At 72.0% G+C, this 26,433-nt stretch carries 16 protein-coding genes and 1 pseudogene; 5 read left to right on the top strand and 12 right to left on the bottom strand.

The features are described from left to right. Positions 1 to 138: 138 nt before the first annotated feature. Positions 139 to 1,032, top strand: coding sequence for a pentapeptide repeat-containing protein (locus WCD84_RS14355; RefSeq protein ID WP_449280084.1), 894 nt, complete (start codon positions 139 to 141; stop codon positions 1,030 to 1,032). An 832-nt stretch (positions 1,033 to 1,864) separates the two neighbouring features. Here WCD84_RS14355 and WCD84_RS14350 read toward each other — a convergent pair. From WCD84_RS14350 to pilG, 5 genes and pseudogenes are all read right to left on the bottom strand, one after another. Next, positions 1,865 to 4,057, bottom strand: a pseudogene (locus WCD84_RS14350) (Hpt domain-containing protein); the annotation flags it as partial. Between the two features lie 11 nt (positions 4,058 to 4,068). After that, the gene (locus tag WCD84_RS07695) at positions 4,069 to 6,090 is read right to left on the bottom strand and encodes a methyl-accepting chemotaxis protein (RefSeq protein WP_343280975.1); all 2,022 of its coding nucleotides are present in this window, start codon (positions 6,088 to 6,090) and stop codon (positions 4,069 to 4,071) included. Positions 6,091 to 6,119: 29 nt separating this feature from the next. Further along, entirely contained in the window at positions 6,120 to 6,707 is a 588-nt protein-coding gene (locus WCD84_RS07690) for a chemotaxis protein CheW (protein ID WP_343280974.1), read from the bottom strand. Position 6,708: 1 nt separating this feature from the next. Further along, complete coding sequence (locus tag WCD84_RS07685) at positions 6,709 to 7,074, bottom strand: response regulator transcription factor (RefSeq protein WP_343255462.1); 366 nt, start codon at positions 7,072 to 7,074, stop codon at positions 6,709 to 6,711. A 19-nt stretch (positions 7,075 to 7,093) separates the two neighbouring features. Then, positions 7,094 to 7,495 (bottom strand): twitching motility response regulator PilG, encoded by a 402-nt coding sequence (gene pilG / locus WCD84_RS07680; RefSeq protein ID WP_343255461.1) that lies wholly within the window; start codon positions 7,493 to 7,495, stop codon positions 7,094 to 7,096. 179 nt (positions 7,496 to 7,674) lie between these two features. Between pilG and gshB the strand changes: the two genes are divergently transcribed. Continuing rightward, on the top strand, positions 7,675 to 8,634 hold the full coding sequence (gene gshB, locus WCD84_RS07675) for a glutathione synthase (protein WP_343255460.1): 960 nt from the start codon (positions 7,675 to 7,677) through the stop codon (positions 8,632 to 8,634). A 25-nt stretch (positions 8,635 to 8,659) separates the two neighbouring features. Continuing rightward, positions 8,660 to 9,532 (top strand): energy transducer TonB, encoded by an 873-nt coding sequence (locus WCD84_RS07670; RefSeq protein WP_343280973.1) that lies wholly within the window; start codon positions 8,660 to 8,662, stop codon positions 9,530 to 9,532. Between the two features lie 4 nt (positions 9,533 to 9,536). Here the strand turns inward: WCD84_RS07670 and tsaB are convergent, their stop codons facing one another. The 4 genes from tsaB to mrcB form a co-directional block, all read right to left on the bottom strand. After that, entirely contained in the window at positions 9,537 to 10,328 is a 792-nt protein-coding gene (gene tsaB, locus WCD84_RS07665; protein ID WP_343280972.1) for a tRNA (adenosine(37)-N6)-threonylcarbamoyltransferase complex dimerization subunit type 1 TsaB, read from the bottom strand. Positions 10,329 to 10,542: 214 nt separating this feature from the next. Beyond that, the gene (locus WCD84_RS07660; protein ID WP_343280971.1) at positions 10,543 to 12,738 is read right to left on the bottom strand and encodes an ATP-dependent DNA helicase; all 2,196 of its coding nucleotides are present in this window, start codon (positions 12,736 to 12,738) and stop codon (positions 10,543 to 10,545) included. A 90-nt stretch (positions 12,739 to 12,828) separates the two neighbouring features. Beyond that, complete coding sequence (locus WCD84_RS07655; protein WP_343280970.1) at positions 12,829 to 13,377, bottom strand: hypothetical protein; 549 nt, start codon at positions 13,375 to 13,377, stop codon at positions 12,829 to 12,831. 62 nt (positions 13,378 to 13,439) lie between these two features. Then, positions 13,440 to 15,821 (bottom strand): penicillin-binding protein 1B, encoded by a 2,382-nt coding sequence (gene mrcB, locus WCD84_RS07650; RefSeq protein ID WP_343280969.1) that lies wholly within the window; start codon positions 15,819 to 15,821, stop codon positions 13,440 to 13,442. Between the two features lie 144 nt (positions 15,822 to 15,965). Here mrcB and WCD84_RS07645 point away from each other — a divergent pair, with 144 nt between their 5' ends. After that, a complete protein-coding gene (locus tag WCD84_RS07645; protein ID WP_343280968.1) occupies positions 15,966 to 18,059 on the top strand; it encodes a glycosyltransferase in 2,094 nt (697 codons plus the stop codon). A 9-nt stretch (positions 18,060 to 18,068) separates the two neighbouring features. Here WCD84_RS07645 and WCD84_RS07640 read toward each other — a convergent pair whose 3' ends face one another. Together WCD84_RS07640 and WCD84_RS07635 are read right to left on the bottom strand one after the other, a co-directional pair. After that, positions 18,069 to 19,325 (bottom strand): hypothetical protein, encoded by a 1,257-nt coding sequence (locus tag WCD84_RS07640; RefSeq protein WP_343280967.1) that lies wholly within the window; start codon positions 19,323 to 19,325, stop codon positions 18,069 to 18,071. Positions 19,326 to 19,364: 39 nt separating this feature from the next. Beyond that, positions 19,365 to 21,482: a RelA/SpoT family protein gene (locus WCD84_RS07635; protein WP_343281002.1), complete on the bottom strand. Its 2,118-nt coding sequence runs from the start codon at positions 21,480 to 21,482 to the stop codon at positions 19,365 to 19,367. A 119-nt stretch (positions 21,483 to 21,601) separates the two neighbouring features. Here WCD84_RS07635 and WCD84_RS07630 point away from each other — a divergent pair, with 119 nt between their 5' ends. Continuing rightward, positions 21,602 to 22,081 (top strand): hypothetical protein, encoded by a 480-nt coding sequence (locus WCD84_RS07630; protein WP_343255452.1) that lies wholly within the window; start codon positions 21,602 to 21,604, stop codon positions 22,079 to 22,081. Here WCD84_RS07630 and hrpA read toward each other — a convergent pair. Further along, on the bottom strand, positions 22,074 to 26,348 hold the full coding sequence (hrpA, locus tag WCD84_RS07625) for an ATP-dependent RNA helicase HrpA (RefSeq protein ID WP_343280966.1): 4,275 nt from the start codon (positions 26,346 to 26,348) through the stop codon (positions 22,074 to 22,076). The two genes, WCD84_RS07630 and hrpA, sit on opposite strands and share 8 nt — an antisense overlap. Between the last annotated feature and the right edge of the window lie 85 nt (positions 26,349 to 26,433).

Genomic DNA, 26,433 nt, shown 5'->3' with positions numbered 1-26,433 from the left:
CCAGGCCACTGAAGTCGAACTCGACGTCCGGATCCTCTTCGTCCGGGATCGCGGCAAGCATCGCCGTGCTCGCGGCCGCGCCGACACGGTCGGCCTCGAGGCGCTCGGCATCACGACGCTCCGCTTCGACACGCTCGGCTGCGAGGCGCTCGGCTTCAAGACGTTCTTCTTCGACGCGCTCGGCTTCGAGGCGTTCTGTTTCGAGGCGTTCGGCTTCGAGGCGCTCGGCTTCAAGGCGTTCTGTTTCAAGGCGCTTCGCTTCGAGGCGTTCTGCTTCGAGGCGTTCTGCTTCAAGGCGCTCCGCCTCGAGCCGCTCGGCCTCGACGCGTTCGGCCTCCAGGCGCTCGGCTTCGAGGCGGTCTGCTTCGAGGCGCTCGGCCTCGGCACGCTCCGCCTCGAGACGCGCGGTCTCGACTCGCTCGGCTTCCAGGCGTTCGGCTTCGGCCTGTTCCGCGGCAAGGCGTTCGGCCTCCTCGCGCTCGGCGTCGATGCGCTCCAGCTCGAGGATCTGCGCTTCCAGCTCTGCCAGTTCGATTCGCTCGGCTTCGGCACGTTCGGCTTCGGCGAGCTCGGCTTCCAGCCGCGCCATCTCGATGCGTTCGGCTTCGACACGTGCCGACTCGGCGCGCTCGACGTCCGTGCGCTCCGCTTCAAGGCGCTCCGCTTCAAGACGTTCTGCCTCAACGCGCTCCGCTTCAAGCCTTTCCGCCTCAAGGCGCTCCGCTTCGAGACGCTCTGCCTCAAGACGCTCTGCCTCAAGACGCTCTGACTGAAGACGTTCTACCTCAAGCCGCTCCGCCTCAAGCCGCTCCGCGTCAAGGCGTTCGGCTTCAAGACGTTCCGCCTCAAGGCGCTCTGCTTCAAGACGTTCGGCCTCAAGGCGCTCTGCTTCAAGCCGCTCCGCTTCGAGACGCTCCGCTTCGAGACGCTCCGCTTCGAGACGCTCCGCTTCAAGCCGCTCTGCTTCGAGACGTTCTGCCTCAAGCTGCTCCGCTTCAAGCCGCTCCGCATTCTCCGCAGCCGCGTCGGTGAAGCCGGCATAGGCGCTGAGGTCGACATCCACCAGCGTCGGCGCGAGCTCATGCGCGTCGCCATCGGCGTCCACGACGGCATCCAGCGCACCGACCTCCGCCTCCATGGGTGCCGGCGCCGGCAAACCATCGCGCAGCGCCGCGAGGCGCGCGGCCAGCGCCACGACCACCGGCACTTCCGGGCGCGCCGACTGCAGGCCGACGATGGCCGCACGGGCGACGTTGGCGAGTTCGCCGATCGCGGCGACGCCTTCGGCAGGGGCCGGATCAGCGCTGGCGAGCAGGCGGCGCACATAGGCTTCGCCCGGTGTCAGCGCCTGGGCCACCGTCGGCAACTCGGTCATCGCGAATGCGCCGTTCATCGTGTGCAGCGCGCGCAACAGACCCTCGGACGCCGGGATGGCATCCGTCGATGCCCGTGCCACCCAGGCATCGACAGTGACCAGGTGGCCGGCGACCTCCGCATCGAGGATTTCGAGCAAGAGGGCATCGACGGACGCCGGAACCATGTCGAACCCGTCCGCGACCGGCGCTTCGCCTTCACCCGCGCCGACTGCTGCAGCGTCGGCATCCACGGCTTCACCGGCATCGGCCTCCGCGCCGGCACCGGCATCGGCATCGGTGTCAGCCACCGCGTCCGGAACGCCGGCTCCGGCAGCCGCGTCCGCCACGGGCGCGGCAACCCTGTACTGCTCCGCGGCCGTCGTCTCTTCCGGCATGCCCTCGTCGCCCGCGGCGATGCGTTCGGCCGAGGCCTGCATGCGCGCGAGGTCGGACTGGACGACCCCGTCACCGCGCAGCGCCGCCTGCAGTTCGGGAAGGGTGTAGAACGCCTGGTCGACCATGGCCACCACGGCCGGGCTGGCCGCCCGCGTGCCGTCGAGCACGCGGTTGAGCATGTTCTCGACCTTCCAGCTGAACTCGCCCAGCGTGCGCGCGCCGACCAGCCGGCCGCTGCCCTTGAGCGTGTGGAAGACGCGGCGGATCGGGCGCAGGCGCTCGAGGTCGTCGGGCTGCGCCCGCCACATCGGCAGCAGCTGGTCGAGGTTGTCGATTTCTTCGGCGAATTCCTCGAGGAAGACTTCGCGGATCTCGTCGTCGATTTCGTCGCCGGTGGCTTCGAAGCCGCCGCTGCCCGCGGCCGCAGGCGCGGCGGCGGACGGCCGGGAGGCCTGGTCCGGCGCGGCCGAGGCATCGGCCGGCGCCGGCGCCGGGGCGCGATCGATCAGCGCCGCCACCGTGCGTTCGATGTCGGCCTCGCTCAGCCGCGGCCCATCGGCCGCCGCCTGCGCCGGCATCGCCTGCTCCGGCAGCCTCTCGGCAGGCAGCGGCCAGTAGCCGAGCGCCTCCAGGCTGTGGCGACTGACGTCGAGGATTTCCTCGCGGTTGAAGCGGTTCTCGCGCAGGGCCTCGAGGTAGTACTCGAGGCTGGCCAGCGCGTCGGCGAAGGTGTCGAGCTGGCGGCCGTTGGGCACGCGCCGGCTGTCGATCAGTTCGTCTTCGATGTAGCGGCGCACGCCGGCCAGGTAGGCAGCCGGCTGCGGCAGTTCCAGCATCTCGAGGGCGCCGGCGACCTCGCGCAGCAGGCGCGGCACTTCCGCCAGCTCGCCGTGGTCCCAGCCGGTCTCGATGAAGGCGACAAAGGCCTGGCGCGCGTCGGCGAAGTTGGCGATCGCCTCGCGGGCAAGCACGTCGAGCACCTTGTCGGCTTCGCCTGCGGCAAGGTCGCCCTGCACCGGCGCGTCCTGGTCGCCGGCGCCGAGGCGCGCGACCTGGTCGTCGAGGGTGGCATCGACGTAGAGCAGTGCGCCGGCGACGTCGAGCAGCGCGCCCTCGTCGGCCGGGCGCCGGCCTTCGGCGATCTCGGCCATCGCCTCGCGCTGCTGTTCGACCACGCCGCGGGCGATGCCCAGGCCAAGCATGCCCAGCGTGTCGCCGACGCGGCCGAGGGCTTCGACCTGCGGCAGCAGGCGGCCGAGGTCGGTCTCGCCGGTGCGCAGGTGGAGGTCGAGCGCGTCCTTGACCCGGAGCAGGTCTTCCTTGACCGCCGCGGCCACGGTGTCGAGCAGGGCCCGGTTGCGGCCGGTCATGCTGCCCTGGGCGTGGCTGATCTCGGAGTCGGTCGGGAGCTGCGCCTGCAGCTCGAAGGTGTCGTGCAGCGCGCGCAGGTCGGCGTGGTCCGCGCTGGCGTGGGCGGCGTGGTACAGCAGCTGGCGGGTCGGCTCGAGCGACGCTTCCGCGCGCGGGATGCCGAAGCCGTCGTCCTCGAACAGGCGCCGGGACTCGCGCTCGACGCTGGCGAAGGCCTGGCGCAGCGCCGGGGTCGCCTCGATGGCGCCATCGGCGGTGGCCCTGGCCACGGAGCCGGCCACCCAGAGCATGCGTCGCGCAGGCTCGGCCTGGACATGGCCAAGCAGGGCGTCAAGCGCCGCTGCCAGCGCCACGCCGCCGGCGCCACCGCCATCCTCCGGCCACGCCGCCATCGCCGCGCGCAGGTCGGCCAGCAGCGGCTGGGCGCGTGCGTTGCGCACGGGCATCGGATCGTTGGCGACGTCCACCGGCGCCAGGTCGCCCGGGAGCGGGCGCTGCAGGTCCGGTGCGAACAGCACGCTTTCCGACAGCCCGGTCTCGCCGCGCGCTGCGCGCAGGTCGTTGAGCAGCGGCAGCAGGACGATCGGGATGTCCTTGTGGCCGCTCTGCAGGCGCTCGAGGTAGTCGGGCAGCAGCACGACGCCGCGCATCAGCATCGCGCAGGCGGCGTCGCGGTCGGCCACGGCGCCGTCCTGCAGCGCCTGCGCCAGGCGCTCCATTTCCTCGGCCACCATCGCCGGCGCATACAGCTCGACCATGCGCAGCGTGCCCTGCACCTGGTGCAGGTACCCGGCGCAGAAGCGCATGCGGCTGGTGTCGGCGGGGTCGGCGGCGAAGTCCTCGATTTCGATCCGCGCCTGGCGCAGGGTCTCGTCGAGCTCCGGCTTGACCCAGCCGAGCGTGGTGTAGTCGATCGCGTCGCGCAGTGCGGTCATCGGTCTGTGCTTCAGGCCGGCAGCTTGAAGTCGGCGACCGAGCGGCGCAGGTCGGCCGCGAGCTGGGCGAGGTTGCCGATCGACTCGGCGGTCTGGTTGGCGCCCTGCGAGGTCTGCGCGGTGATCGACTGGATGGTGTTCATCGTCTCGGTGATGTTCGACGCCGCCGCGGACTGCTGCTGCGATGCGCCGGAGATGCCTTCGATCAGCGCCGCCAGGCTGGTCGAGACGCTTTCGATCTCGCCCAGCGCGGTACCGGCGTCCTCGGCCAGGCGCGCGCCGGCGACCACCTCGGACGTCGTCTGCTCCATCGAGCTGACAGCTTCGTTGGTGTCGGACTGGATGGTCTCGACCAGGGTCTCGATGCGCTTGGTGGCGTTGGAAGCGCGTTCGGCGAGTCGCTGCACTTCGTCGGCCACGACCGCGAAGCCGCGGCCCGCTTCACCGGCGGACGCCGCCTGGATCGCCGCGTTCAGCGCCAGGATGTTGGTCTGCTCGGAGATGTCGTTGATGAGCTCGACGATCGAGCCGATTTCCTGCGAGCTCTCGCCCAGGCGCTTGATGCGCTTGGAGGTTTCCTGGATCTGGTCGCGGATCGAGTCCATGCCGGCGATCGTCTCGCGCACCACGCCCGCGCCCTTGGTCGCGATCTGCACCGAGCGCTGCGCCACGTCGGCCGATTCGGCGGAGTTGCGCGACACCTGGTTGATGGACTGCGCCATCTCGTTGATGCGGTCCGACGCGGAGTTGATCTCCTGCGCCTGGTGTTCGGCGGCCTCGGCCAGGTGCATGGCGGTGGCCTGCGTTTCCTGCGCGCTGGACGCCACCTGCACCGAGGTGTCGGTGATCGTCTGCACCAGGCTGCGCAGCTGTTCGACGGCGAAGTTGATCGAGTCGGCGATGGCGCCGGTCATGTCCTCGGTCACGGTGGCCTTCACCGTCAGGTCGCCTTCCGCGAGCGAACCCATTTCGTCCAGCAGGCGCATGATCGCCTCCTGGTTGCGGTTGTTGAGCTCCATCGTGGTTTCGTAGCGCTCGCGGCGGTCGCGGCTGAGCTCGCGCATCAGGCCGACCAGGGCCAGCGCGGCCAGGGCGAGGAAGGCGATCGAGATCCAGATGTTGCCGAGGATCGAGGTGTCGCTGAGCGAGCCGAAGGTGGTCAGCGACTGGAACAGGGTCTCGCTGTCGCCGAGCAGCTTGTCCGAGCCGGTGGTCAGCGAGGCCGCCGCGTTCTGGGCGCTGAACAGGTTCTGCGAGCTGGACAGGATCGCGTCCAGGTCCTTCTTCATCTCTTCCCACTGCGACGCCGCCTGGTCGAGCGCGGCCAGGGCGGCGGCGTTCGACAGCGCCTGCACGTTCATCGCCTCGTCGCTCGACCGCAGGCCGGCCAACACCTGCTCGAACACGCCGGCATCGCGCGCCAGGGCGTCGCCGGCCAGCGATGCGCCCGGGCCACCCGCCTGGATCTCGGTCACGCGGCGGGCCATGGTCGAGGCCAGCACCACTTCGCGCAGCGCGATGTAGATCTGCGAGGACGGCGAGCCGCTGGCGGACATCGCGCGCACCACTTCGTCGAGCTGCGCCTGCAGCTGCGGCACGGCCTGGGTGAAGCGCTGGGCGTTGCCGGCGAAGGCCACCACGGCGGCCTCGCTTGCGATCACCTGTTCGGCGTTGGCGGCCAGCGGCTCCCAGGTGGCGGCCACGGCACGGATTTCGCCGGCGACGTCGGGCGTGTCGCCGAAGTTGCCGATCAGCTGCTGGATGTCCCCGTCGATCGCGGCCTTGGTGCCCTTGAACGCGGTGTACGAGGCGCTGCTGCCGTCGACCGCTTCCCGGCCCTGGTTGGCCAGGCGCTGCGAGTTCACCTGCAGGCTGGACGCTGCGGTGCTGGCACCACCCAGGCGCGAAGCCTTGGTCATGGCATAGATGGTGTTGCCTGCGAATACCAGCAGTGCGGCCACCAGGAGCCAGATCCAGACCCTGGCACCGATGCTGCGACCCTTGCCGGTCTCGTTGTCGATCACGTTGCTCATGGTCTACCCCTGGCCTGTCTGATGCGGCATCACGCCGCTGCTTGTCTGAATTCGGGCGTGCGGGACAGCCTGTCGAGGCTGAACACTCCCCACGCGTGGCCGCCTACTTTGTAGGCGCGATCGATGAAACCGGAATAGCGGCCCTCGGCAAGGACCTCGTGGTTCGACTGCTGCTCTTCCAGGAAGCTGCGCTGGCCGAACAGTTCGTCGATGGTCACCGCGACGTTGCCGCCGGGCTGGCGCACCACCAGCACGCGCTGGCCCTCGTGCAGCACCGTGCGCTCGCCCTCGAGGAACAGGCGCAGGTCGACCACCGGCAGCAGGTTGCCGCGGATGTTGGCCACGCCGAGCATCCAGGGCTGCGCGCCCGGCACCGGCGTGAGCTGCGGCAGCGGCAGGATTTCGACCACTTCGTCGAAGCCCGAGGCCAGCAGCCGTGGACCGACGCGGTAGCCGACGCCGCGCCAGAGGCCCGGCGCATCGAGCTGCTCGGGCAGGCCGACCACGTGCGCCAGGCTGCGCCGTTCAAAGCCCGCGAGGACCTCGAAGGGCTCGGCCGACCGTGGCTCGGTGGACCGCGGCTCGGCCGGACGTGGGCGCGCGTCGCGTCGCGCCATGTCAGCCGCCCAGCAGCGCGTTGATGCGCTCGACCAGCTCGCTCTCAACCGGCGGCTTGACGATGTAGCCCCTGGCCCCCTGGCGCATGCCCCAGGCCTTGTCGGTCTCCATGCCCTTGGTGCTGACGATCAGCACCGGGATGGCGGCCGTGGCGGCGTCGCGCGACAGCGCCCGGGTCGCCTGGAAGCCGTTCATGCCCGGCAGCACGACGTCCATCAGCACCAGCGCCGGCAGCTCGCGCCGCGCGACCTCGATGCCGTCTTCGGCATTGCCGCAGGCAAGCACCTCGTGCCCGTTGCGCTCGAGGAGCTGGGTCAGGACCGCGGTGTCTGTCGGCGAGTCCTCGATCAACAGGATCTTTGCCATGGTGTACCTGTCCCCCCGGTCAGGTGTTGACGTGCGTTCGGATCGCGTCGAGGAGTTCCTCGCGCGTGAAAGGTTTGGTGACGTACTGCTCGGAGCCGACGATGCGGCCGCGCGCCTTGTCGAACAGGCCGTCCTTGGAGGACAGCATGATCACCGGCGTCTGCTTGAACAGCTGGTTGTTCTTGATCAGCGCGCAGGTCTGGTAGCCATCCAGGCGCGGCATCATGATGTCGACGAAGATGATCTGTGGCCGCTGGTCGGCGATCTTGGCCAGCGCTTCGAAGCCGTCGGTCGCGGTCACGACGTCGGCGCCCTCCCGGCGCAGCAGTGTCTCCGCGGTGCGACGGATGGTCTTCGAGTCATCGATCACCATCACGCGCAGGCCGTCGAGGCTGCCGGCGCGGTTTTGGTCCTGCGTCATCGTGTCTCCCCGGTGCATGGCGGCCGATTGTCAGGCGCCGCTGCGAACAGCCAATCTTCCAGCACACCGCAGCAGTGTCAAGCGCGAAATCCACGGACTGCGGCCGGCATCCAGCTTATGCCCGTGGCAGCGCGCGCGCAGCTGATAACATTTGTCAGTATCTGCCGCGGATGGCCACCATGCCTTTAGATGTCGTTGTTGTGATGGACCCGATCGGATCGATCCGGGTCGCCAAGGATTCCACCTTCGCCATGCTCCTCGAGGCCCAGCGGCGCGGCCATCGGCTGCACTACGTGCTCCCGGGCGGACTGTCGATGGATGGCGGGCGGGCGCGGGCGCGCGCGGCACCGCTGAGGGTGCGCGATGACCCTTCGGACTGGTTCGAACTGGGAACTGCGTCACAGCGGGACTTTGGCGACGGCGACGTGGTGCTGGTGCGCACCGACCCGCCGGTCGACGCCAACTACATCCACGACACCCAGATCCTGGACATCGCGCGCCTGGCCGGCGCCAACGTGGTCAACGACCCCCGCGGGCTGCGCGACCTCAACGAGAAGCTCGCCGCACTGCTGTTCCCGCAGTGCTGTCCGCCGACCCTGGTCAGCCGCGAGGCGGCCGCGCTCAAGGCCTTCGTCACCGAACACGGCCAGGCCGTGCTGAAGCCGCTGGACGGCATGGGCGGGCGCTCGATCTTCCGCGCCGCCGCCGGCGAATCCAATCTCAACGTCATCCTCGAGACCCTCACCGACGGCGGCCGCCAGCTGGCGATGGCCCAGCGCTACCTGCCGGAAATCACCGAGGGCGACAAGCGCATCCTGCTGATCGACGGCGTACCGGTGGACTATTGCCTGGCGCGCATCCCGCAGGGCGACGAGTTCCGCGGCAACCTCGCTGCCGGCGGCCGCGGCGAAGGCCGCCCGCTGAGCGAGCGCGACCGCTGGATCGCGGCGCAGGTGGGTCCGGAGATGGTCAGGCGCGGCATGCGCTTCGTCGGCCTGGACGTGATCGGCGACTGGCTGACCGAGGTCAACGTCACCAGCCCGACCTGCATCCGCGAGCTCGACGCGGAGTACGGCCTCAACATCGCCGGCCTGCTGTTCGACGCCATCGAGCGCGGCGCGCCGCGCGCCGACGCCTGATGCCGGCCGGGGCCGGCGCGCTGCGGTGAGTACGATGGCGGCGCCTGGCGGCGTCGGCGAGCGCGAGCGCCTGGGCGCGACCCTGGTGCTGTCGCTGCTGGTGCACGGGATGCTCGTGCTCGGGATCGGCTTCGCGCTTGAGGACGCGGCGCCGGTGTTGCCCACCCTCGACGTCATCCTGACCCGCACCACCAGCCCGCTGACCCAAGCCCAGGCCGACTTCCTGGCCCAGGCCAGCAACCAGGGCGGTGGCGAGGACGACGCCAGCCTGCGGCCGCGCGATCCACAGGCAGGCCAGTTGCCGAACGAAGAGGCCGGGATCGCCCAGCGTGCCGTGCGTGCGCAGTCGCCCGACGTCGCGCCGCCGCCCGAAGCGCGGGTCATTGCCAGCCGCCACGGCGAGGACGCGACGCCCACGCCCCTGGCCACCCCGCGCAGCGACGAACAACCGCTGCCGCGCGGCCCGGAGAAAATCGACCACGACCTGGCGATGGCCCGCCTGGCCGCCGAGATCCACCTCCAGTCCGAGCGCTACGCCAAGCGCCCCAAGCGCAAGTTCGTCTCGGCCAGCACGCAGGAGTGGGTGTACGCCACCTACCTGCGCGCCTGGGTCGACCGCGTGGAGCGCGTCGGCAACCTCAACTATCCCGACGAAGCGCGGCGCCGGCAGCTGTCCGGGACGCTGGTGATCAGCGTGGCGATCCGTCGCGACGGCTCGGTGGAGCGCGCCGAGGTGATCCAGTCAAGCGGCGTCCGCCTGCTCGACGACGCCGCGCTGCGCATCGCGCGCCTGGCAGAACCCTACCCGCCGCTGCCGCAGACCGACGAGGCGATCGACGTCCTGCACGTCACCCGCACCTGGAACTTCCTGCCCGGCGGCGAACTGGTGGACGACTGAGGCCTCAGCCGCGACGTTCGCGCGCGGCGACCTGCTCGGCCAGGGTGAGCGCGACGTTGTTGCGCAGATACGCGGGCTCGACCAGCTCCGGCGCGATTCCGCCGCCTTCGGCAAGCGCCAGCGCGGCGAGGCTTGCGAGGTCGGCGGCGCGCGGAAGGGCCGTTGCGTCGATCGACGCGAGGCGATCGCCAAGCCGGCGCGCCAGCGCGCCGTCTGCCGCCGCGAAGCCGGTGCCGACGCCGTGCCAGGATCCACCGGGCGGCAGCTCGACGGCATCGGGCGCGGCCACCACCTCGCGATCCAGCGCGCGCAGGCCGTCGCCGTCGCGCACGAAAGAACCGGCATAGACCTCGCCCATGCGCGCATCGATCGCGGCGAGGATGAAGCCACCCGGCAAGGCTTCGACGTCGGCGACATCGACATCGGTATCTGCATCGACAATTGCCGCGTGATCGGGCGCATCCCGGCAGGCTTCCCGCCGCGTCCGCAGCCCACCCAGCGCCAGCACCGACAGCGTCGACACCGGGACCAGCGGGAGGTCGAGCGCCAGTGCGATGCCCTGGGCGATCGAGATGCCCAGGCGCACGCCGGTGAACGCGCCCGGACCGCGGCTGACGGCAATGGCATCCAGGTCCACGCGCCGCAGCCCGGCTTCCGCCAGCAAGGTTTCGGCCCAGGGCAGCACCAGCTCCGCATGCCGCCGCGGCGCGATCTCGAAGCGCTCGCTGACCGCGCCGTCGACCATCACGGCGACGGAGCAGGCTTCGGTGGAGGTCTCGATGGCGAGCAGGTGCATGTGCGTGTGGCAGGCGACGGGGGCAACAGGTTACCGCGTCGGCAAATCGCCGCCGGCTTGGGACTCGCTAAAGCACCGATCGCGGCCATGGCCGCTCCCACAAGAGCCCATCGCAACTGCCGGGCCCCGGGCTGTTGTGGGAGCCGCTATAGCGGCGATCGCGGCCGTGGCCGCTCCCACAAGAGCCCATCGGGCCAACGTGGCTGCGGTGATCTCAGCCTTCGTTGAAGAACGCCACCGCGTCGGCGACGTCGCGGGTGCGGGGGAACGGCGGCAGCGAGTCCAGGAAGCGGCGCCCGTAGCCCTTGCCCAGCAGGCGCGGGTCGCAGAGCACCAGCACGCCGCGGTCGGTCTCGGTGCGGATCAGGCGGCCCACGCCCTGCTTGAGCGCGATCACCGCCTGCGGCACCTGCTCGTCGCGGAAGGGGTTGCCGCCGGCGCGGCGGATCGCCTCCAGCCGCGCCTCGAACACCGGATCGTCGGGCGACGCGAAGGGCAGCTTGTCGATCACCACCACGCTCAGTGCGCCGCCCGCGACATCGACCCCTTCGCGGAAGCTGGCGGAGCCGAGCAGCACGCCGTTGCCGGATTCGCGGAAGCGCTGCAGCAGCACGTGCCGCGGCGCTTCACCCTGCACGAACAGCGGCCAAGGCGCGCCGCGCAGCGCCTCGGCCGCTTCGCGCAGCGCGCGATGGGAGGCGAACAGCAGGAACGCGCGCCCGGCGGACGCCTCCAGGACCGGGCGGACCGCGGCGACGATCGCGGTGGTGTAATCGCGCGCCGAAGGCTCCGGCAGGCCCGGCGGCAGGTAGGCCAGCGCCTGGCTGGCCCAGTCGAAGGGGCTGGGCACCAGCAGGGTGCGCGGCTCGTAGAGACCCAGCCGCCGTGACACGTGCTCGAAGCGTTCTTCCACGGTCAGCGTCGCCGAGGTGAACACCCACGCTGCGCGTGACTGTTCGCGATGCGCGCGCAGCGGCCCGGAGACATCAAGCGGCGTGCGCTGCAGGCGGAAGCCGCGCGGCGAAAGCTCGTACCAGCGCACGTCGTCGTCGCGAACCACCGGCTGCGGCGCCACGCCTGCCTTGGCTGACTCCGGACCGGACTCGGCGACCGCATCCGCAATGGCCGCGGCCAGCGGCGTCTCGACCCCGAGCCTGCGCCCCGAAACCGGATCGACGACCTCGCCGGTGCCGGGATCCAGGTCGACATCTTCCGCCGGCCCGTCGATATCGCGCCAGCGCCCCAGCCGCCCGCGGTGGTCGCGCGCGCGCAGCTGGCAAGCCTCCAGGCCAGGCGCGGCGGCGCACAGGGGCGCCAGCGCATCCGACAGCGCCAGCAGCGCGGCGTCGAGCGCGTCCAGCGCATCCGCCACCTCGGGTACAGCCAGCAGCTGCGGCCGCGTGCCGCGCGCAGGGAGGACGTCCATGGCGGCGCGCAGCAGGCGGGTGGCCTGCTCCAGCGCCCGCGCGGGCTCCTGCAGCGTCGCCAGCGCACCGGCGACGTCGCGAGACTCGGCGATCGCATCGCGCGCCAGTTCGACCAGCGGGCGTGCTGACAGGCCCTCGCCGAAGAACTGTGCGGCGAGCTCGGGGAGCTGGTGGGCTTCGTCGACCACGAAGGCTTCGGCACCCGGCAGGATTTCGCCGAAGCCCTCCTGCTTGAGCGCGAGGTCGGCCAGCAGCAGGTGGTGGTTGACCACCACCACGTCGGCCTCCTGCGCGCGCTGCCGGGCCTGGACCACGAAGCAGTCGCCCCAGAACGGGCATTCGGTGCCCAGGCAGTTGTCGGCCGTGGAGGTCACCAGCGGCAGCAGCGGCGAGTCGTCGGGCAGCGACTCGAGCTCGGCCATGTCACCCATCCGCGTGCGTCCACTCCAGGCCAGGATGCGCTGGAAATGGTCGGCCTGCGCCGGGGTCTGGAAGCGGTTCTCGCCGCGCGCGCGCTCCAGCCGGTGGCGGCAGAGGTAGTTGGCACGGCCCTTCAGGAGCGAGGTCCGCAGCCCGGTACCGAGCGCGTCGCGCACCCGCGGCAGGTCGCGGTGGTAGAGCTGGTCCTGCAGCGCGCGGGTGCCGGTGGAGATGATGGTCTTGCGCCGCGACAGCAGCGCCGGCACCAGGTAGGCGAAGGTCTTGCCGGTCCCGGTGCCGGCCTCGGCCAGCAGCACGGCGCGGTCGTTGAAAGCCGAGGCCACCGCCGCCGAGAAATCCTGCTGCGCCTGGCGCGGGCGGAAGCCCGGGATCACCGCGGCCAGCGGCCCGCCGGGGGACAGGGCCTCGCGGCTGTCGCGGGCGAGCGCGGGTTCGCTCCGTGCGCCAGCAGACGCGCCAGCCGCCAAGGCCGCGGCCGGGTCGGCCGCAGCGCCGGCGACAGCGGCAAGCGTGGCTTGGTTGGAGTCGTCGGGGAGGCTCATCAGGACGTCATGATCGCCGCAAACACCGGCCAGCGGGTTCGTCCAATGGCCGACGCGGGCGTCGGGGATGCTGCCGGCTGCCGCTGGAGCTCACCAGCGCTGGGGTGGCGCCACCCGGCAGGCCTCGATCGCAGCCTTGGCCGCGGCCGCGCCCCCGGCATCGCCCTGCACCAGCCGCACCTGCTCCAGGGTGGCCCAGTGGCGGCGGCAGAGCGGCCCGACGCCGGAGCCCAGGGCCTGCGCCTGCGCGGCCAGTTCGCCGGCACGGGTGAAATCGGACATCAGCAGGGCCGCCTCCGCGCGCTCCTGGAGCAGCGCCGGGTCGGCGGCCACCAGCGCGATCGCCCGGTCCAGCGCGGCCGCCGCATCGGCGTGGTAGCCCTGCTGCTGCAGGCGCTCCGCGTCCAGCCGCAGGTCCTCGACGCCCGGATCGCGCAAGGGCTGCACGTTGAGCTCGCCCTCGCCGTCGCCCGCGACCGCACGGATGCCGGCGACCATCTGCTCCGGCGTGGCCGCGGTGAGCGACTGCACGGGCAGCGGCGGCGGCGCGGATGCGCAGGCGGCAAGCGCCAGCAGCGCGATCGGCGGAAGCGCGCGCAGCGCGTGGCGAAGTGTGCGGGGACTGCGGTCGGGAATCATGGGATGCGTTTCTGTCGGGTCTTCATGGCGGGTTGCCCCGGCAGGCTGCCTGCCGGACGCGGTCATCGGGGCTGTTCGGCGGGCTGCGGTGCGGTCGCGGGCTCGTCGCCGCGGCCGATGCCGAACCAGTCGCGCCAGCCGCCGCTGGACTGTTCCTCGGGCGGCGGCTCGCGCACGCAGGGCTGCCAGGGCGGCGCGAAACCTTCCGCGAAGGCGTAGCGGCGGGCGCCGGGGCAGCCGGCGTCGGTGCTGTTGCCGGCCACGACCCAGCTCCATTCCAGGCCCTTCCCGCCGACGCGCAGCGGCGCGGTGGGGAGCTGCTTGAACATCGCCGACCACACCCGCATCGCGCCGGTGGCGCCGTACAGACCGGTCTGTTCGTTCTGGTCGTTGCCGACCCAGACCACGCCCAGATGGTCGCCGGTCCAGCCGGCGAACCAGCTGTCGCGGCCGTCATTGCTGGTCCCGGTCTTGCCGGCGATGTCCAGGTGCCCCAGGCCGTCGTTGACCAGCCGGCGACCGGTGCCCGATGCCACGGCGTGCTGCAGCGCCAGGGTGACCAGGCGCGCGGCAGTGCGGTCGCCGTCATCGGGCTGCGGCGGCGCCTTGTCGTAGCGCTTGAGCACGCGGCCGTCCGGGTCGAGCACGCCGCGCACGGTGTACAGCGGCTGGATCTCGCCGTCGGAGGCGAGGAACTGGTACAGCTGAGCCATCGCGTACGGACTCTGGTCCACCGAACCCAGGATCAGCGCCGGGTTCGCGACCGCGTCGATGCCGGCCAGCTGCTTGATGATGTGCGCCAGGCGTTCGGGGCGCACGGCCATGCCGACGCGCACCGTGGCCTGGTTGTACGAGCGCCCGAGGGCGTCGATCAGGCGCACGCTGCCGTGGCTCTTGCCGTCGGAATTGCCCGGGGTCCAGCGCTTGCCGTTCTGCAGGGTGACGGTGACCGGGGAATCGTCGACCCAGGTCGCCAGCGACCAGCGGTCGGGCAGCGCCAGGGCCAGCAGGTAAACGAAGGGCTTGAGCAGCGAGCCCACCGGCCGCTGCGCCTCGACCGCGCGGTTGAAGCCGGGGGTCTCGACGTCGCGGCTGCCGACCACCGCCACCACCTCGCCGCTGTGCACGTCGGTGACCACCACGCCCGCTTCCAGCGCCGGCCGGCCCTTGCCCGCGAGCGCCTTCAGCGTGCCGACCACCGCGCCTTCGGCATAGGCCTGCGCCGAGGGCGACATGCTGGTCATCACCGTCAGTCCGGCGCCCTGCAGCTCGTCGGCGGAGTAGTCGCTGGCCAGGTGGCGCCGCACCAGGTCGACATAGGGCGGAAAACGGTTGGCGGCGATGCTGCCCGGGGCCGTGGTCACGCCCAGCGGCGCGGCCACGGCGCGGTCGTGCTCGGCCTGGTCGATGAGCCCGGTCTCGAGCATCTCGCCAAGCACGAAGTCGCGGCGCACCCTGGCGCGCTCGGGCTGCCGGCGCGGGTCGTAGTGCGAGGGGCCGCGGATGATCCCGACCATCAGCGCGATGTGCTCGGTCGAGAGGTCGTCGAGCCGGCGCCCGAACCAGTACTCGGCGCCGGCGGCCACGCCGCGGATGGCCTGGTTGCCGCGCTGCCCGAGGTAGACCTGGTTGAGGTAGGCCTCGAGGATCCGGCCCTTGTCGTAGCGCGCCTCGATGATCAGCGCGTACAGGACCTCGTTGAACTTGCGGCTCCAGGTCTGCTCGCGGCCGATGCCGAGCAGGCCGCTGCGCGCCAGCTGCTGGGTCAGCGTGCTCGCGCCCTGCCGCGCCTCGCCGGCCTTCAGGTTGACCCAGGCCGCGCGCGCGATGCCGCGGATGTCGATGCCGTGGTGGTGGGCGAAGTCGCGATCCTCCACCGCCTGCAGCGCATCGGTGAGTTCCTGCGGAACGTCCTCCACCCGGATCAGCCGGCGCTCGGCCTGCTGCTTTCCGTAGAGAGTGGCGATGCGCGCGGGGTCCAGGCGCACGGCCTCGGCCTCGCGCTCGCCGACCAGGTCGCGGATCGCGGCCACCTCGCCCTTGGCCAGGCGCACTTCGACGCGGCTCGGCGCCACCGCGCGGTCGACGTCGGTGAAGCCGCGGCTGGCGATGGTCCAGCGGCCCTCGTCATCGGCATAGGTGCCCGAGCGCGCACCGTCGCCTTCGCGGTAGCCGGCGGCATCAAGCTCGAGCTTCAGGGTGTCGGCGTCCATCGCCGTCCCCTTGGCCAGCGCGAGCGGCCGCCCGTAGACCCGCGTCGGCTCCTGCCACTGCAGCTGGCCGAAGCGCTCGCCGACCTGGCTGTTCAGGTACAGCATGTAGGGCACCAGGAAGCCCAGGCCGAGGCCGACGGCGGCCAGTGCCCAGGTCAGCAGCGTGCGGCGCCAGTCGCGGCGCGGGCCGCCATCGTCGTGATCGTCTTCGTCGTAATCGATGCGTGCCATGTGGACCCGGCGGTCGTGGGTGGGAACGCCGGGCTGCGGCGCGGTGCGGAGTGCGAGAATGCACGGATTCGTGCCGAGTCTAGCCCAGCGCCTGCTGCGGCCCGCGGCCGCCAACCGTCCCCCTTCAGCCGGAGTTGTCGCTGGATGCCCTACACGATCGCCGACGCGCGCTTCCTGCTCGCCCGTGCCGCCGGCCTCGCCCATCGCGGCCTGTTGAGCCTGCGCACCCGCGGCCTGCGCTCCAGCTGGGAGCGGCTGCGGGCGCAGTTGCTGCCGCCGCCCCGGGCGCTGCGCGACAGCCTGTACCTGCCGGCGGCGACGCCGTTCGCGCCCTTCGCGCTGGCCACCAGCGAGCAGCCCGTGGCGAGCATCGTGATCCCGGTCTACGGCCAGTTCGCGCACACCCTGGCCTGCCTGCGCGCGCTCGCCGCGCACCCGCCCGCGGCCGCGTTCGAAGTGATCGTGGTTGATGACGGCTCCGGCGACGAAACCCCGGACCTGCTGCCGCGCATCGACGGCCTGCGCTATCACCGCCGCGCCGGCAACGGCGGCTTCATCGCGGCCTGCAACGACGGCGCCGCGCTCGCCCGCGGCGACGTGCTGGTGCTGCTCAACAACGACACCGTGCCGCAGCCGGGTTGGCTGGACGCGCTGCTGGCAACCTTCGACACCCACCCGGGCACCGGCCTCGTCGGCGCCCAGCTGCTGTACCCGGACGGCCGCCTGCAGGAGGCCGGCGGCGTGGTCTTCGCCGACGGCAGCGCCTGGAATTACGGCCGCTTCGGCGACCCGGTCGATCCGCGCCATGCCTACGTCCGCGACGTCGATTACGCCAGCGGCGCCGCGATCGCCATCCCGCGGCAGCTGTTCCTCGACCTTGGCGGCTTCGATACCCGCTACGCGCCGGCGTACTACGAAGACACCGATCTTGCCTTCGCGGTGCGTGCCGCCGGCCGCCGCGTGCTGTACCAGCCGGCCGCGCGCGTGGTGCACGACGAAGGTGCGAGCTCGGGCACCGACACCTCGGCCGGCGCCAAGGCCGGGCAGGTGCGGAACCAGGCCGTGTTCCTGGCCCACCGGCGGCAGGCACTGGCCGGTTTCGGCGCGCGCCAGGAGCCGACCCCGACAGTCCTCCACCGCGGCCAGCGCCAGGTCCTGGTGATCGACGCGCTGACGCCGCAGCCCGATCGCGATTCCGGCTCGCTGCGCCTGGTCAACCTGATGCGGCTGCTGCGCGCGGAAGGCGCGCATGTGGTGTTCCTGCCCGCCAACCGCCGCTACGACGGCGCCTATACCGATGCCCTGCGCGAGCTCGGCGTCGAGGCCTGGTGCGCGCCGCATGCCGCCCGCGCACCCGCCTGGCTGGCCGAACACGGGCCGCGCTTCGACGTGGTGGTGGTCTGCCGCCACTACGTCGCCAGCGAATTCCTGCCGCTGCTGCGCCGCCATGCCCCGGGCGCGCGCGTGGTGTTCGACAGCATCGACCTGCATTACCTGCGCGAAGCGCGCAGCGCCGAGGTCACCGGCGACGCGCGCCTGGCCCAGGCCGCCGGGCGCACCCGCCGCCAGGAGCTGGCGGTGATCGCCGCAGCGGACACCACGCTGGTGGTCAGCGCCGCCGAGCGCGAGGTGCTGGCGGTCGATGCGCCCGACGCGCGCGTGGAGGTGCTGTCCAACCTGCACAGCGTGGCCGGCCGCGGCCTGCCCTTCGACCAGCGCCGCGACCTGGTGTTCGTGGGCGGCTTCCGGCATCCGCCCAATGTCGATGCGGTGCGCTGGTTCGTGGGCGAGGCCCTGCCGCGGGTGCGCGAGCGGCTGCCCGACGTCCGCTTCCACTGCATCGGCGGCGACGTGCCGCCGGAGATCGCCGCACTGGCCGACGCGCCGGGGGTCACCGTGCACGGCCACGTGCCCGACATCACCCCGTACATGGACGGCTGCCGGCTGGCGCTGGCGCCGCTGCGCTATGGCGCGGGGGTCAAGGGCAAGGTCAACCTGAGCATGGCCCACGGCCAGCCGGTGGTGGCGACCACCTGCGCGATCGAGGGCATGCACCTGGCCGACGGCCGCGACGTGCTGGTGGCCGATGACGCCGATGCCTTCGCCGATGCCGTGGTCCGCGCGTACTGCGACCGGGACCTCTGGGAGCGACTCGCCGGCAACGGCCTGGACAACGTCGCGCGGCACTTCTCCGCGGACGCGGCGCGCGAGGTGGTGCGCCGCGTGTTCTTCGGCTGACGCGCCCGATCAGTCGAACCTGAGCGCGGCCGCGGCAGCGCGCACCCGCAGTTCGAAGTCGGCCAGGCCCGGCACCGCCGGGTCGGCCTTGCGCGCGGCGGCCAGCGCGCTGCGCGCAAGCGCGATCTCGCCGGCACCGAGGCGCTCGTCGCCGACGGCCAGCCAGCGCTCGGCAAGCTGCCGCTGCGCTTCGGCCACGTCTCCGGGGTCGTCGCCGAGCGCCGCGCGCGCATCCAGGCATTCACCGGCGCGGCGGAGCGCATTGCCGCGCAGCGCGCGCGCATGGCACTCACGCAGCCCGGGAAGCAGCTGTGCGGCCGCGGCAGCCGCCCCGGGCGCGGTGGGATCCAGCGTGGCTGCGTGGCCATCGATTGCCGCTGCCTGCAGGGCGCCATCCGCGGCCGCCAGGTCGGTGCGACGCGGTAGCCGCGCTTCGCCGGCGAGCACGCGCGCGATGCCCTCGCCGTCCAGCCCCGTCTCTTCCATCAGGCGCGCCTGGGTGTCGGCCAGGTCGACGTGGACCGGATCGTATTCGCGCACGGTCGCCACCAGGCGCACGGCCTCGTCGACGTCGCCGGCGCGCAGCGATTCGCGCGCCTGTGCGAGCAGTTCGGCCAGGGCGTCCTCGCGCCCGCGCAGCGCGCCGGCGTGCCCCGGCTGCAGCGCCAGCACGCGCGCGTACAGCGGCAGGGCACTGCCGCCGGCATCGTCCAGGCGGCCCTGCGCATGCACCTGCGCGGCATGCGCGAACAGGCCGTCGACGCCGGCATGCTCGGCCTCGCGCAGGCGCAGCGCCTCGGCCAATGCGTCGGCTTCGGCGCGCGGCACCGACAGCGCGCGCGCCAGGGCCAACTGCCGATGGGCGTCGTCGAAGCGGTCTTCGGCGAGCGCTGCCCGGGCCTGCGCGAGCGCCGCCATCGCCACCCGCGCCAGGCCCTGGCGCGCCGCGCCGCGGTCGGGATCCATCGCCAGTGCGGCTTCGAACAGTTCGCGCGCGCCACGGCCGTCGTCGGCGGTCAGCAGGCCCCTGGCCAGGGCCTGCTCGGCTTCGTCGTGGAGGGCCTGCGCGCGCGTCTGCGGCCACAGCAGGGCGCCGATCGGTGCCTGCAGCACCGCCAAGGCGACCACCGCGAGCATCGAACCGATCAGCCACCAGCGCCAGTGGCGCCACATGCCCAGGCGTTCCGGAAGCGCGGCCAGCCAGCGCGCGATGGTGCCGGCATCGGGCGGTTCTGGAAACGGGTCGGCCTGCCGGTGCGGGTTCACGCGCCGAAGCATAGACGGCCGGGCATGAACGCGTTGCGCTCAGGCGCGATGCGCGCGCTCCACGCCCGGCAGCGCCTCCAGCCGGCCGAGCAGGCGCGAGAGCTGGCCGAAGTCGGCCACCCGCAGCGCCAGCCGCAGCTGCACGCGGCCCTGCCCGCGCGCGGCGCCGCCGCCGTCGATGGACAGCACGTGCGCGTCTTCCTGCGCGATCAGGTTGGTAACGTCCTTGAGCAGGTGCTTGCGGTCCACGGCATCCAGGGTGACCGCGGCCTCGTGGCCGCCGCCGCTGCCGCCCCACTCCACCGGCAGCACGCGCTGCGGCTCCTTCGCCGCCAGCCTCGCGAACGCCGCGCAGTCCGCGCGGTGCACGCTCACGCCGCGTGCCCGGGTGAGATAGCCGGCCACCGCTTCGCCGGGCAGCGGCTGGCAGCAGCGCGCGACCTGGGCCAGCAGGTTGTCGACGCCGACCACGGTGAAATCCTGGCTGCCGCCGCGGCGCACGCGCCTGGGTGCGCGCAGCGCGATCACGCCATTGCCCTCGGCCCCGGCGTCTTCGTTGCGGCTGCGCTCATGCTCGGCCACCGCACGCGCGACCTGGTGCGGGCCGACATCGCCCAGCGCGATATGGACGTGAAGCTCGTCGACGCTGTCGACGTTGAAGCGCTTCAGCACCGGGCCCAGGTCGGCCTGTGCCAGGCCCACGCGCTTGAGTTCGCGCTCCAGCAGTTCGCGGCCGTCCTCCAGGTTGCGCGCACGGTCAAGCCGGTGGAACCAGGACCGCACCTTCTCCCGCGATCGCGCGCTGGCAAGGTAGCCGTTGGTGATCATCAGCCAGTCGCGGCGTGGCTCGGACACCTTGCCGGTGAGGATCTCGACGCGATCGCCGGAGTGCAGCACATGGTCGAGCGGCACGATGCGGCCGTCGACCTTGGCACCGCGGCAGCGGTGGCCGACCTCGGTGTGCACGCGGTAGGCGAAGTCCAGCGGCGTCGCACCGCGCGGCAGGTCGATGACCTCGCCCTTGGGGGTCAGCGCGTAGATCCTGTCTTCGACCAGTTCGGTGTCGAAAGCGCCTGCGAGCGCACCGTCGCCCGTCTCGGCCGGCGCATCGAGCAGGTTGCGCATCCACTCGATCTTGCGGTTGACCGCGGCCTCGCCCGCGGCCGAGCGCTGCGAGCCCCCGGACTCCTTGTAGCGCCAGTGCGCGGCCACGCCGCGTTCGGCCTGTTCGTGCATCTCGCGGGTGCGGATCTGTACTTCCAGGGTCTTGCCGCCGGGGCCGACCACGGCGGTGTGCAGCGAGCGGTAGTCGTTGTTCTTGGGGCGCGCGATGTAGTCGTCGAACTCGCCCGGCACCGGCGACCACAGCGCGTGCACCGCGCCCAGCGCGGCGTAGCAGGCCTGGACGTCGTCAACCAGCACGCGCACCGCGCGCAGGTCGTAGAGCTCGCCGATGGGCACGTCCTTCTTCTGCATCTTCTTCCAGATGCTGTAGATGTGCTTGGGCCGGCCGGCGATGTCGCCGCGGATGCCGCCATCGGCCAGGGCCTCGCCGAGGACGCGCGTGACATCGGCGATGTAGCGTTCGCGCCCGGCGCGGGTGTCGTCGAGCAGCTTGGCGATGCGGCGGTAGGTATCGGGCTCCAGGTGGCGGAAGGCGAGATCCTCCAGCTCCCACTTCAGCTGCCAGATGCCCAGGCGGTTGGCGAGCGGGGCATGGATGTCGCGCGTCAGCCGCGCCAGCGCCAGGCGCGCCTCGTCGGGCAGCGCGGAGGCGGCGCGCATCCGCGCCAGCTGCCTTGCCAGGAGGATCGGCACCACGCGCAGGTCGCGGACGATCGCCAGCAGCAGCCGGCGCAGGCCCTCGTGGCTGCGGCCGGCGCCCTGCTCGGCGTGCAGGGTCCAGACCTGGCCGGCCGCGGCCTGGCCGTCCAGCAGCGCGGGGATCGCCGAACGCCCTCCGACCGACGCCGCCTCGTGGCGCGCGGCCCAGTCGGGCACCACGTGCAGGATGGCCGCGGCCATCACCTCGTCGTCGGCGTCGAGCAGGGCCAGCGCCTGCAGCGTGTCCTCGAGCACGCCCGGCGGGTCGATGCACGGCGCGGGGCCATCGGCCGCCGCCGCGCGCAGCCGCGCCGAGACCGCGTCGGGCAGCATCACCAGTGCCGGCAGCGCCAGCAGGGCATCGATGTCCACGAGATCGGCCACGGCAAACCGGAGTCCACGGAAAGGCGAGGGTCTACACTAGCCCGACCTCGCCCTTGGGAACAGACGCCATGCCGGTACGCAGCTTCGTCCTCGCCGCCCTGCTCTTCGTCGCCGCTCCGGCACTGGCCCAGCAGGGCATCGAAACGCAGATGACGCCCGAAGAGTTCGCGGCCGCCGGCCTCGACAAGCTCAGCGCCGAGGAGCTCACGCGCCTCAACGCATGGCTGGACCGCACCATCGACGGTGAGACGGAGAAGGCGGCGGCCACGGCCAAGAAGCGGGTCGAGGATGAGCATCGCGGATTCCTCAGCTTCGGGTCCGCCGAACCGGTGGTCGGCCAGATCAGCGGCGAGTTCCGCGGCTTCGGCCGCGGCCGCGAGTACACGCTCGACAATGGCCAGGTCTGGCGCCAGGTCGACACCGCCACGCTGCCCGGCGCCCGTCGCGACAGCCCGAAGGTGCGGATCACGCCGAGCTTGGTCGGCAACGCCTGGTACCTGGCGGTCGACGGCTACAACACCCGCACCAAGGTCGAGCGGGTCAAGTAAGCGCCGCCACGCGCGCGGCCAGCTTCTTCGGCGAAACCCCGCCCTTGGCGCCCAGCTCCTGCGCGAAGAGCTGGACGCGAAGCTCTTCCAGGTCCCAGCGCAGCGCCTGCCAGCCGGCCTCGTCCGCCTGCCCGGTCGCACGCGCGCGGTCCAGCGCATCGGCGAAGGGCTTGAGCTCGAGCATGCGCTGCTGGTCGCGCACGGGGTCGTTCAGCGCGCGGCCGGCGCGCGTTGCCAGCGCCTTGAGATAGCGCGGGTACTCGGCCAGCGCTGCCGCCGGCACGTCGCGCAGGAAGCCAGGCGGCACCAGCGCCGCCAGCTGCGCCTGCATGTCGTCGAGATTGGCGCGCGCCCAGCCCATGAGCTTGCCGTCCAGCGCGGCGCGCACATCGGCCACCAGCGCGAGGATCTTCTCGGCCTGCTGCAGGCGGCGCGTGGCCTCCGGGAACAGGGCCCTGCCGAGTTCGGCGCTGCGGGCTTCGAACGCCGCAGGATCGCGGATGTCGCCGAGGCCGTCCGCGGTCAGCGCGGCAAATGCGCCGTCGACCAGGTCCGTACGCAGCGTGTCCGCCGGGCGGCCGTCGCCTGACGCGCGCGGCGCGACGGATTCGATCGCGGCGTACAGCAGGCCGGTCTTGGGCTGGGCCGGCAGCTGCTTGCGCGCCTGCCTGATGCGGTCGGCCATGGCGATCGCAAGCAGCCGGCGCACGCCCTCGGGATGCCGGCGTTCGGCCTCGGCTCGGTCGGCGTGGACTTCAAGCGAGGCGCTGTCGCCGGCATCGTGCAGCGCCGGATAGGCAGGCACGCCGCCGACGCCGGGGACCGAGACCGGAATCGCGGTGTCCGGGAACGTGCTCAGGGTCTCGCGCGCCAGCCCTTCCGAGGCATGCGCGGCGAATGCGTCAGCCGCATGCGCGCCGAAGCGCGCGCGCAGCTCGTCCGGGTCGCGGGACTCCGCCAGCACGCGATGGCCGTCGGCATCGAGCAGCCGCAGGTTGGCGCGCAGGTAAGGCTCCAGCGCCTCGTGGTCGAAATCGGTGGCGGCGATCTCGGTACCCGTCAGCCGCCTGAGGAAGCGCGCCAGGGCGCCGGTGATGCTGTCGGTGGCGGCATCGGCCGTTCCGTGCGCCTCGGCAAATGCACGCGCGAAGTCGGGCGCCGGCACGAAGTTGCGGCGCAGCGCCTTGGGCAGGCCGCGCAGCAGGGCCGTGGCCTTTTCCTGCACGAAGCCGGGGGCCAGCCAGCCCAGCCGCGGCGCATCCAGCGCGTTGAGCAGGTGCAGCGGCACGACCACGGTCATGCCGTCGTCGACCGCCCCGGGTTCGAAGCGGTAGTGCACGGCCAGGCGCGCGTCGCCGATCGCGAAGTACGCCGGGAAGCGGTCGGCGTCGCTGCCGTCGGCGACCAGCAGGTCGTCGCGGGTCCACTGCAGGGCGCGGCGCTGCTCTTTCGGCAGCTTCGCGAACCAGGCGTCGAGCGCCTGCGCGCTGATGACTTCGCCCGGGATCCGGTCGCGGTACCAGCGCAGCATCCACTCATCGTCCACGACCAGGCCGGTGCGGCGCTGCTTGGCCTCTTCCTCCTCGGCCTGTGCAAGCGTGCGGCGGTTGCGGGCGAGGAAATCGGCGCGCAGGTTGATCTCGCCGGCGACCAGGCCATCGCGCAGGAACAGCTCGCGCGACTCCTCCGGATACTGACCGCCGTAGTGGAACGCGCGTGCAGCCGCCAGCACCAGCCCGAACAGGCCGACCTGTTCGCTGCCGATCACGCGCCCCTGCTTGCGCGACCAGCGCGGATCGAAGTGGCGGCGCGAGAGCAGGTGCGTGAGCTCGGCCTCGACCCATTCGGGCTCGATGGCGGCATTGGTCAGCGCCCACACCTTCTCGGTGTCGAGCAGGGTGGCGGTGAGCAACCACGGCGGCGGGCGCGAGGCCAGGGTCGAGCCCGGGAAGAGCTGGAAACGACGCCCGCGCGGGCCTTCGTAGGCGACCTGCCGCCGCTTGTCGGTTGCCGGGGGTGCATGCCCGACCTGGGTCGGCAGCCCTGCCAGCAGCGCGCGGTGCAGGCGGACGTACAGGTCGCGCGCGGCGGCCTCTTCGGAAAGCGCGGGATCGGCCTCCTGTGTCCTGCGTTGCGCCGGTGCCTCCGCAGGCGCCGGCGGTGAACCGGGCGCTGCGCCCGGGTGCTTGCCGCGGCGACGCCGGCGACGGCCGGGCTGGCCGGGCTGGCCGGCGACGGCATCGCTCCCGCCCGCAGGCGCTCCATCGGCCGTGGCGGCGAACAGCGCATCGCCCGCGCGCTCCTCTTCCTGCCAGCCCAGGTCCGCGCACTGCAGCTTCAGCTGCCGATGCAGCTCGCGCCACTCGCGCATGCGCAGGAAGCCGAGGAAGTTGCGCTCGCACCACTTGCGCAGCTGCGATTGGGTCAGGTCCTCGTGCGCCACGCGATACGCCTCCCACAGGCGCAGGATGGCGACGAACTCCGACTTCGGGTCCTGGAAGGCGGCGTGCGCGGCGTCGGCCGCGGCGCGCTGGTCGGAGGGACGTTCGCGCGGGTCCTGGATGCCGAGGAAGGCAGCGATCACCAGCATCTCGCGCAGGCAGCGGTGCTCATTGGCGGCCACCAGCATGCGCCCCAGCTTCACGTCCACCGGCAGCCTGGCCATCACCTTGCCCTGGGCGGTCAGGCCGCGCGCAGCATCCACCGCGCCGAGTTCGGACAGCTGCTGCCAGCCATCGGCGATCGCGCGCGCGTCGGGCGGCTCGAGGAACGGGAAGTCTTCGATGATCCGGGCGTCCCCGTCCCGGGGTCGCGTGGATGCGCGTCCCGGCGAAGCCGGGGCACGGCCTTCGATCGCACCCAGGCCCAGCGACAGCATGCGCAGGATCACGCCGGCCAGCGCGGCGCGATGGATCTCGGGATCGGTGAATGGCTGCCGCGCGGCAAAATCGGCCTCGTCATACAGCCGGTAACAGGTACCGGGCGCGATGCGGCCACAGCGGCCGGCGCGCTGGTTGGCGCTGGCCTGGCTGATGGGTTCGATGTGCAGGCGGTCCAGCTTCTGCCGAGGGCTGTAGCGTTTGACGCGGGCCAGGCCCGGATCGACCACGTAGTGGATGCGCGGCACCGTCAGCGAGGTCTCGGCGACGTTGGTCGCGAGCACGATGCGCCGCTGCGGGCCGGGATTGAACACCCGGTCCTGGTCGCGCACCGACAGGCGCGCGTACAGCGGCAGCACTTCGGTGTGGCGGTACTTGCGGCCCTCGAGCGCGCGGTGCGCATCGCGGATCTCGCGCTCGCCGGGCAGGAACACCAGCACGTCACCGCCGATGCCCTGCCCGCCGCGGAAGATCTCGTCGCAGGCGGCGACGATGCCGTCGGTGACCGACATGTCACGCGACCCGGTGTCAGCGTCGCGCTCGCCGCCGCGCGGCTTCGTGGTTCCGGTGGCCACCGGTGGCAGCAACCCCGCTTCCAGCGGCAGGTAGCGCATGTCCACCGGATAGCCGCGGCCTTCCACGTCGACCACGGGTGCATTGCCGAAGTGCGCGGCGAATCGCGCCGTGTCGATGGTCGCCGAGGTCACCACCAGCTTCAGGTCGGGCCGCTTGGCCAGCAGCTGCTTCAGGTAGCCGAGCAGGAAGTCGATGTTGAGGCTGCGCTCGTGCGCCTCGTCGATGATCAGGGTGTCGTAGCGCGACAGCCAGCGGTCGGACTGGATCTCGGCCAGCAGGATGCCGTCGGTCATGAACTTGATCGCGGTCTGCTCGCCGACGTTCTCGGTGAAGCGGACCTGGTAGCCAACCGCGCCGCCCAGCGGCACCTGCAGCTCTTCGGCCACCCGGCGCGCGACCGCGCGCGCCGCGATGCGCCGCGGCTGGGTGCAGCCGATCATTCCCGCGGCGCCGCGGCCAGCCGCCAGGCACAGCTTGGGCAGCTGCGTGGTCTTGCCGGAGCCGGTCTCACCGGCCACCACCAGCACTTGGTGCTTGCGCAGCAGCTCGACGATGCGATCGGCTTCACCGGCGATCGGCAGCGACGGCTCGACCTCGGCACGCGGCAGGTTCGCGGCCCGCGCCTCGCGCTGCGCCAGTGAGCGTGCAAGCGCATCCTGGAACGCCTTTCGACGGGCTTCGTCACCGCGCGCCTGCTCCCATCGCCGCCACAAACCCAGCAGGCGGCCGCGGTCGCGCGTCAGTGCGCCATCCACGGCCTTTCGCCCCGCGCGCGTTGACGCCGGGCTTGCATCCTGGGGGCTAGACTCCATTTCATTCATGCACGATTCGCAGTTCCGGGCCGCTTCATTCCCTCTCCCTATCGCGCACATTGTCGCGCGCTACCAACAAAGGACA

Source organism: Luteimonas changyuni, assembly GCF_039548395.1.
Lineage (GTDB): Bacteria > Pseudomonadota > Gammaproteobacteria > Xanthomonadales > Xanthomonadaceae > Luteimonas.
Note: the sequence above shows the minus strand (reverse complement) of the source record. Positions and strands in the feature narration are given on the sequence as shown.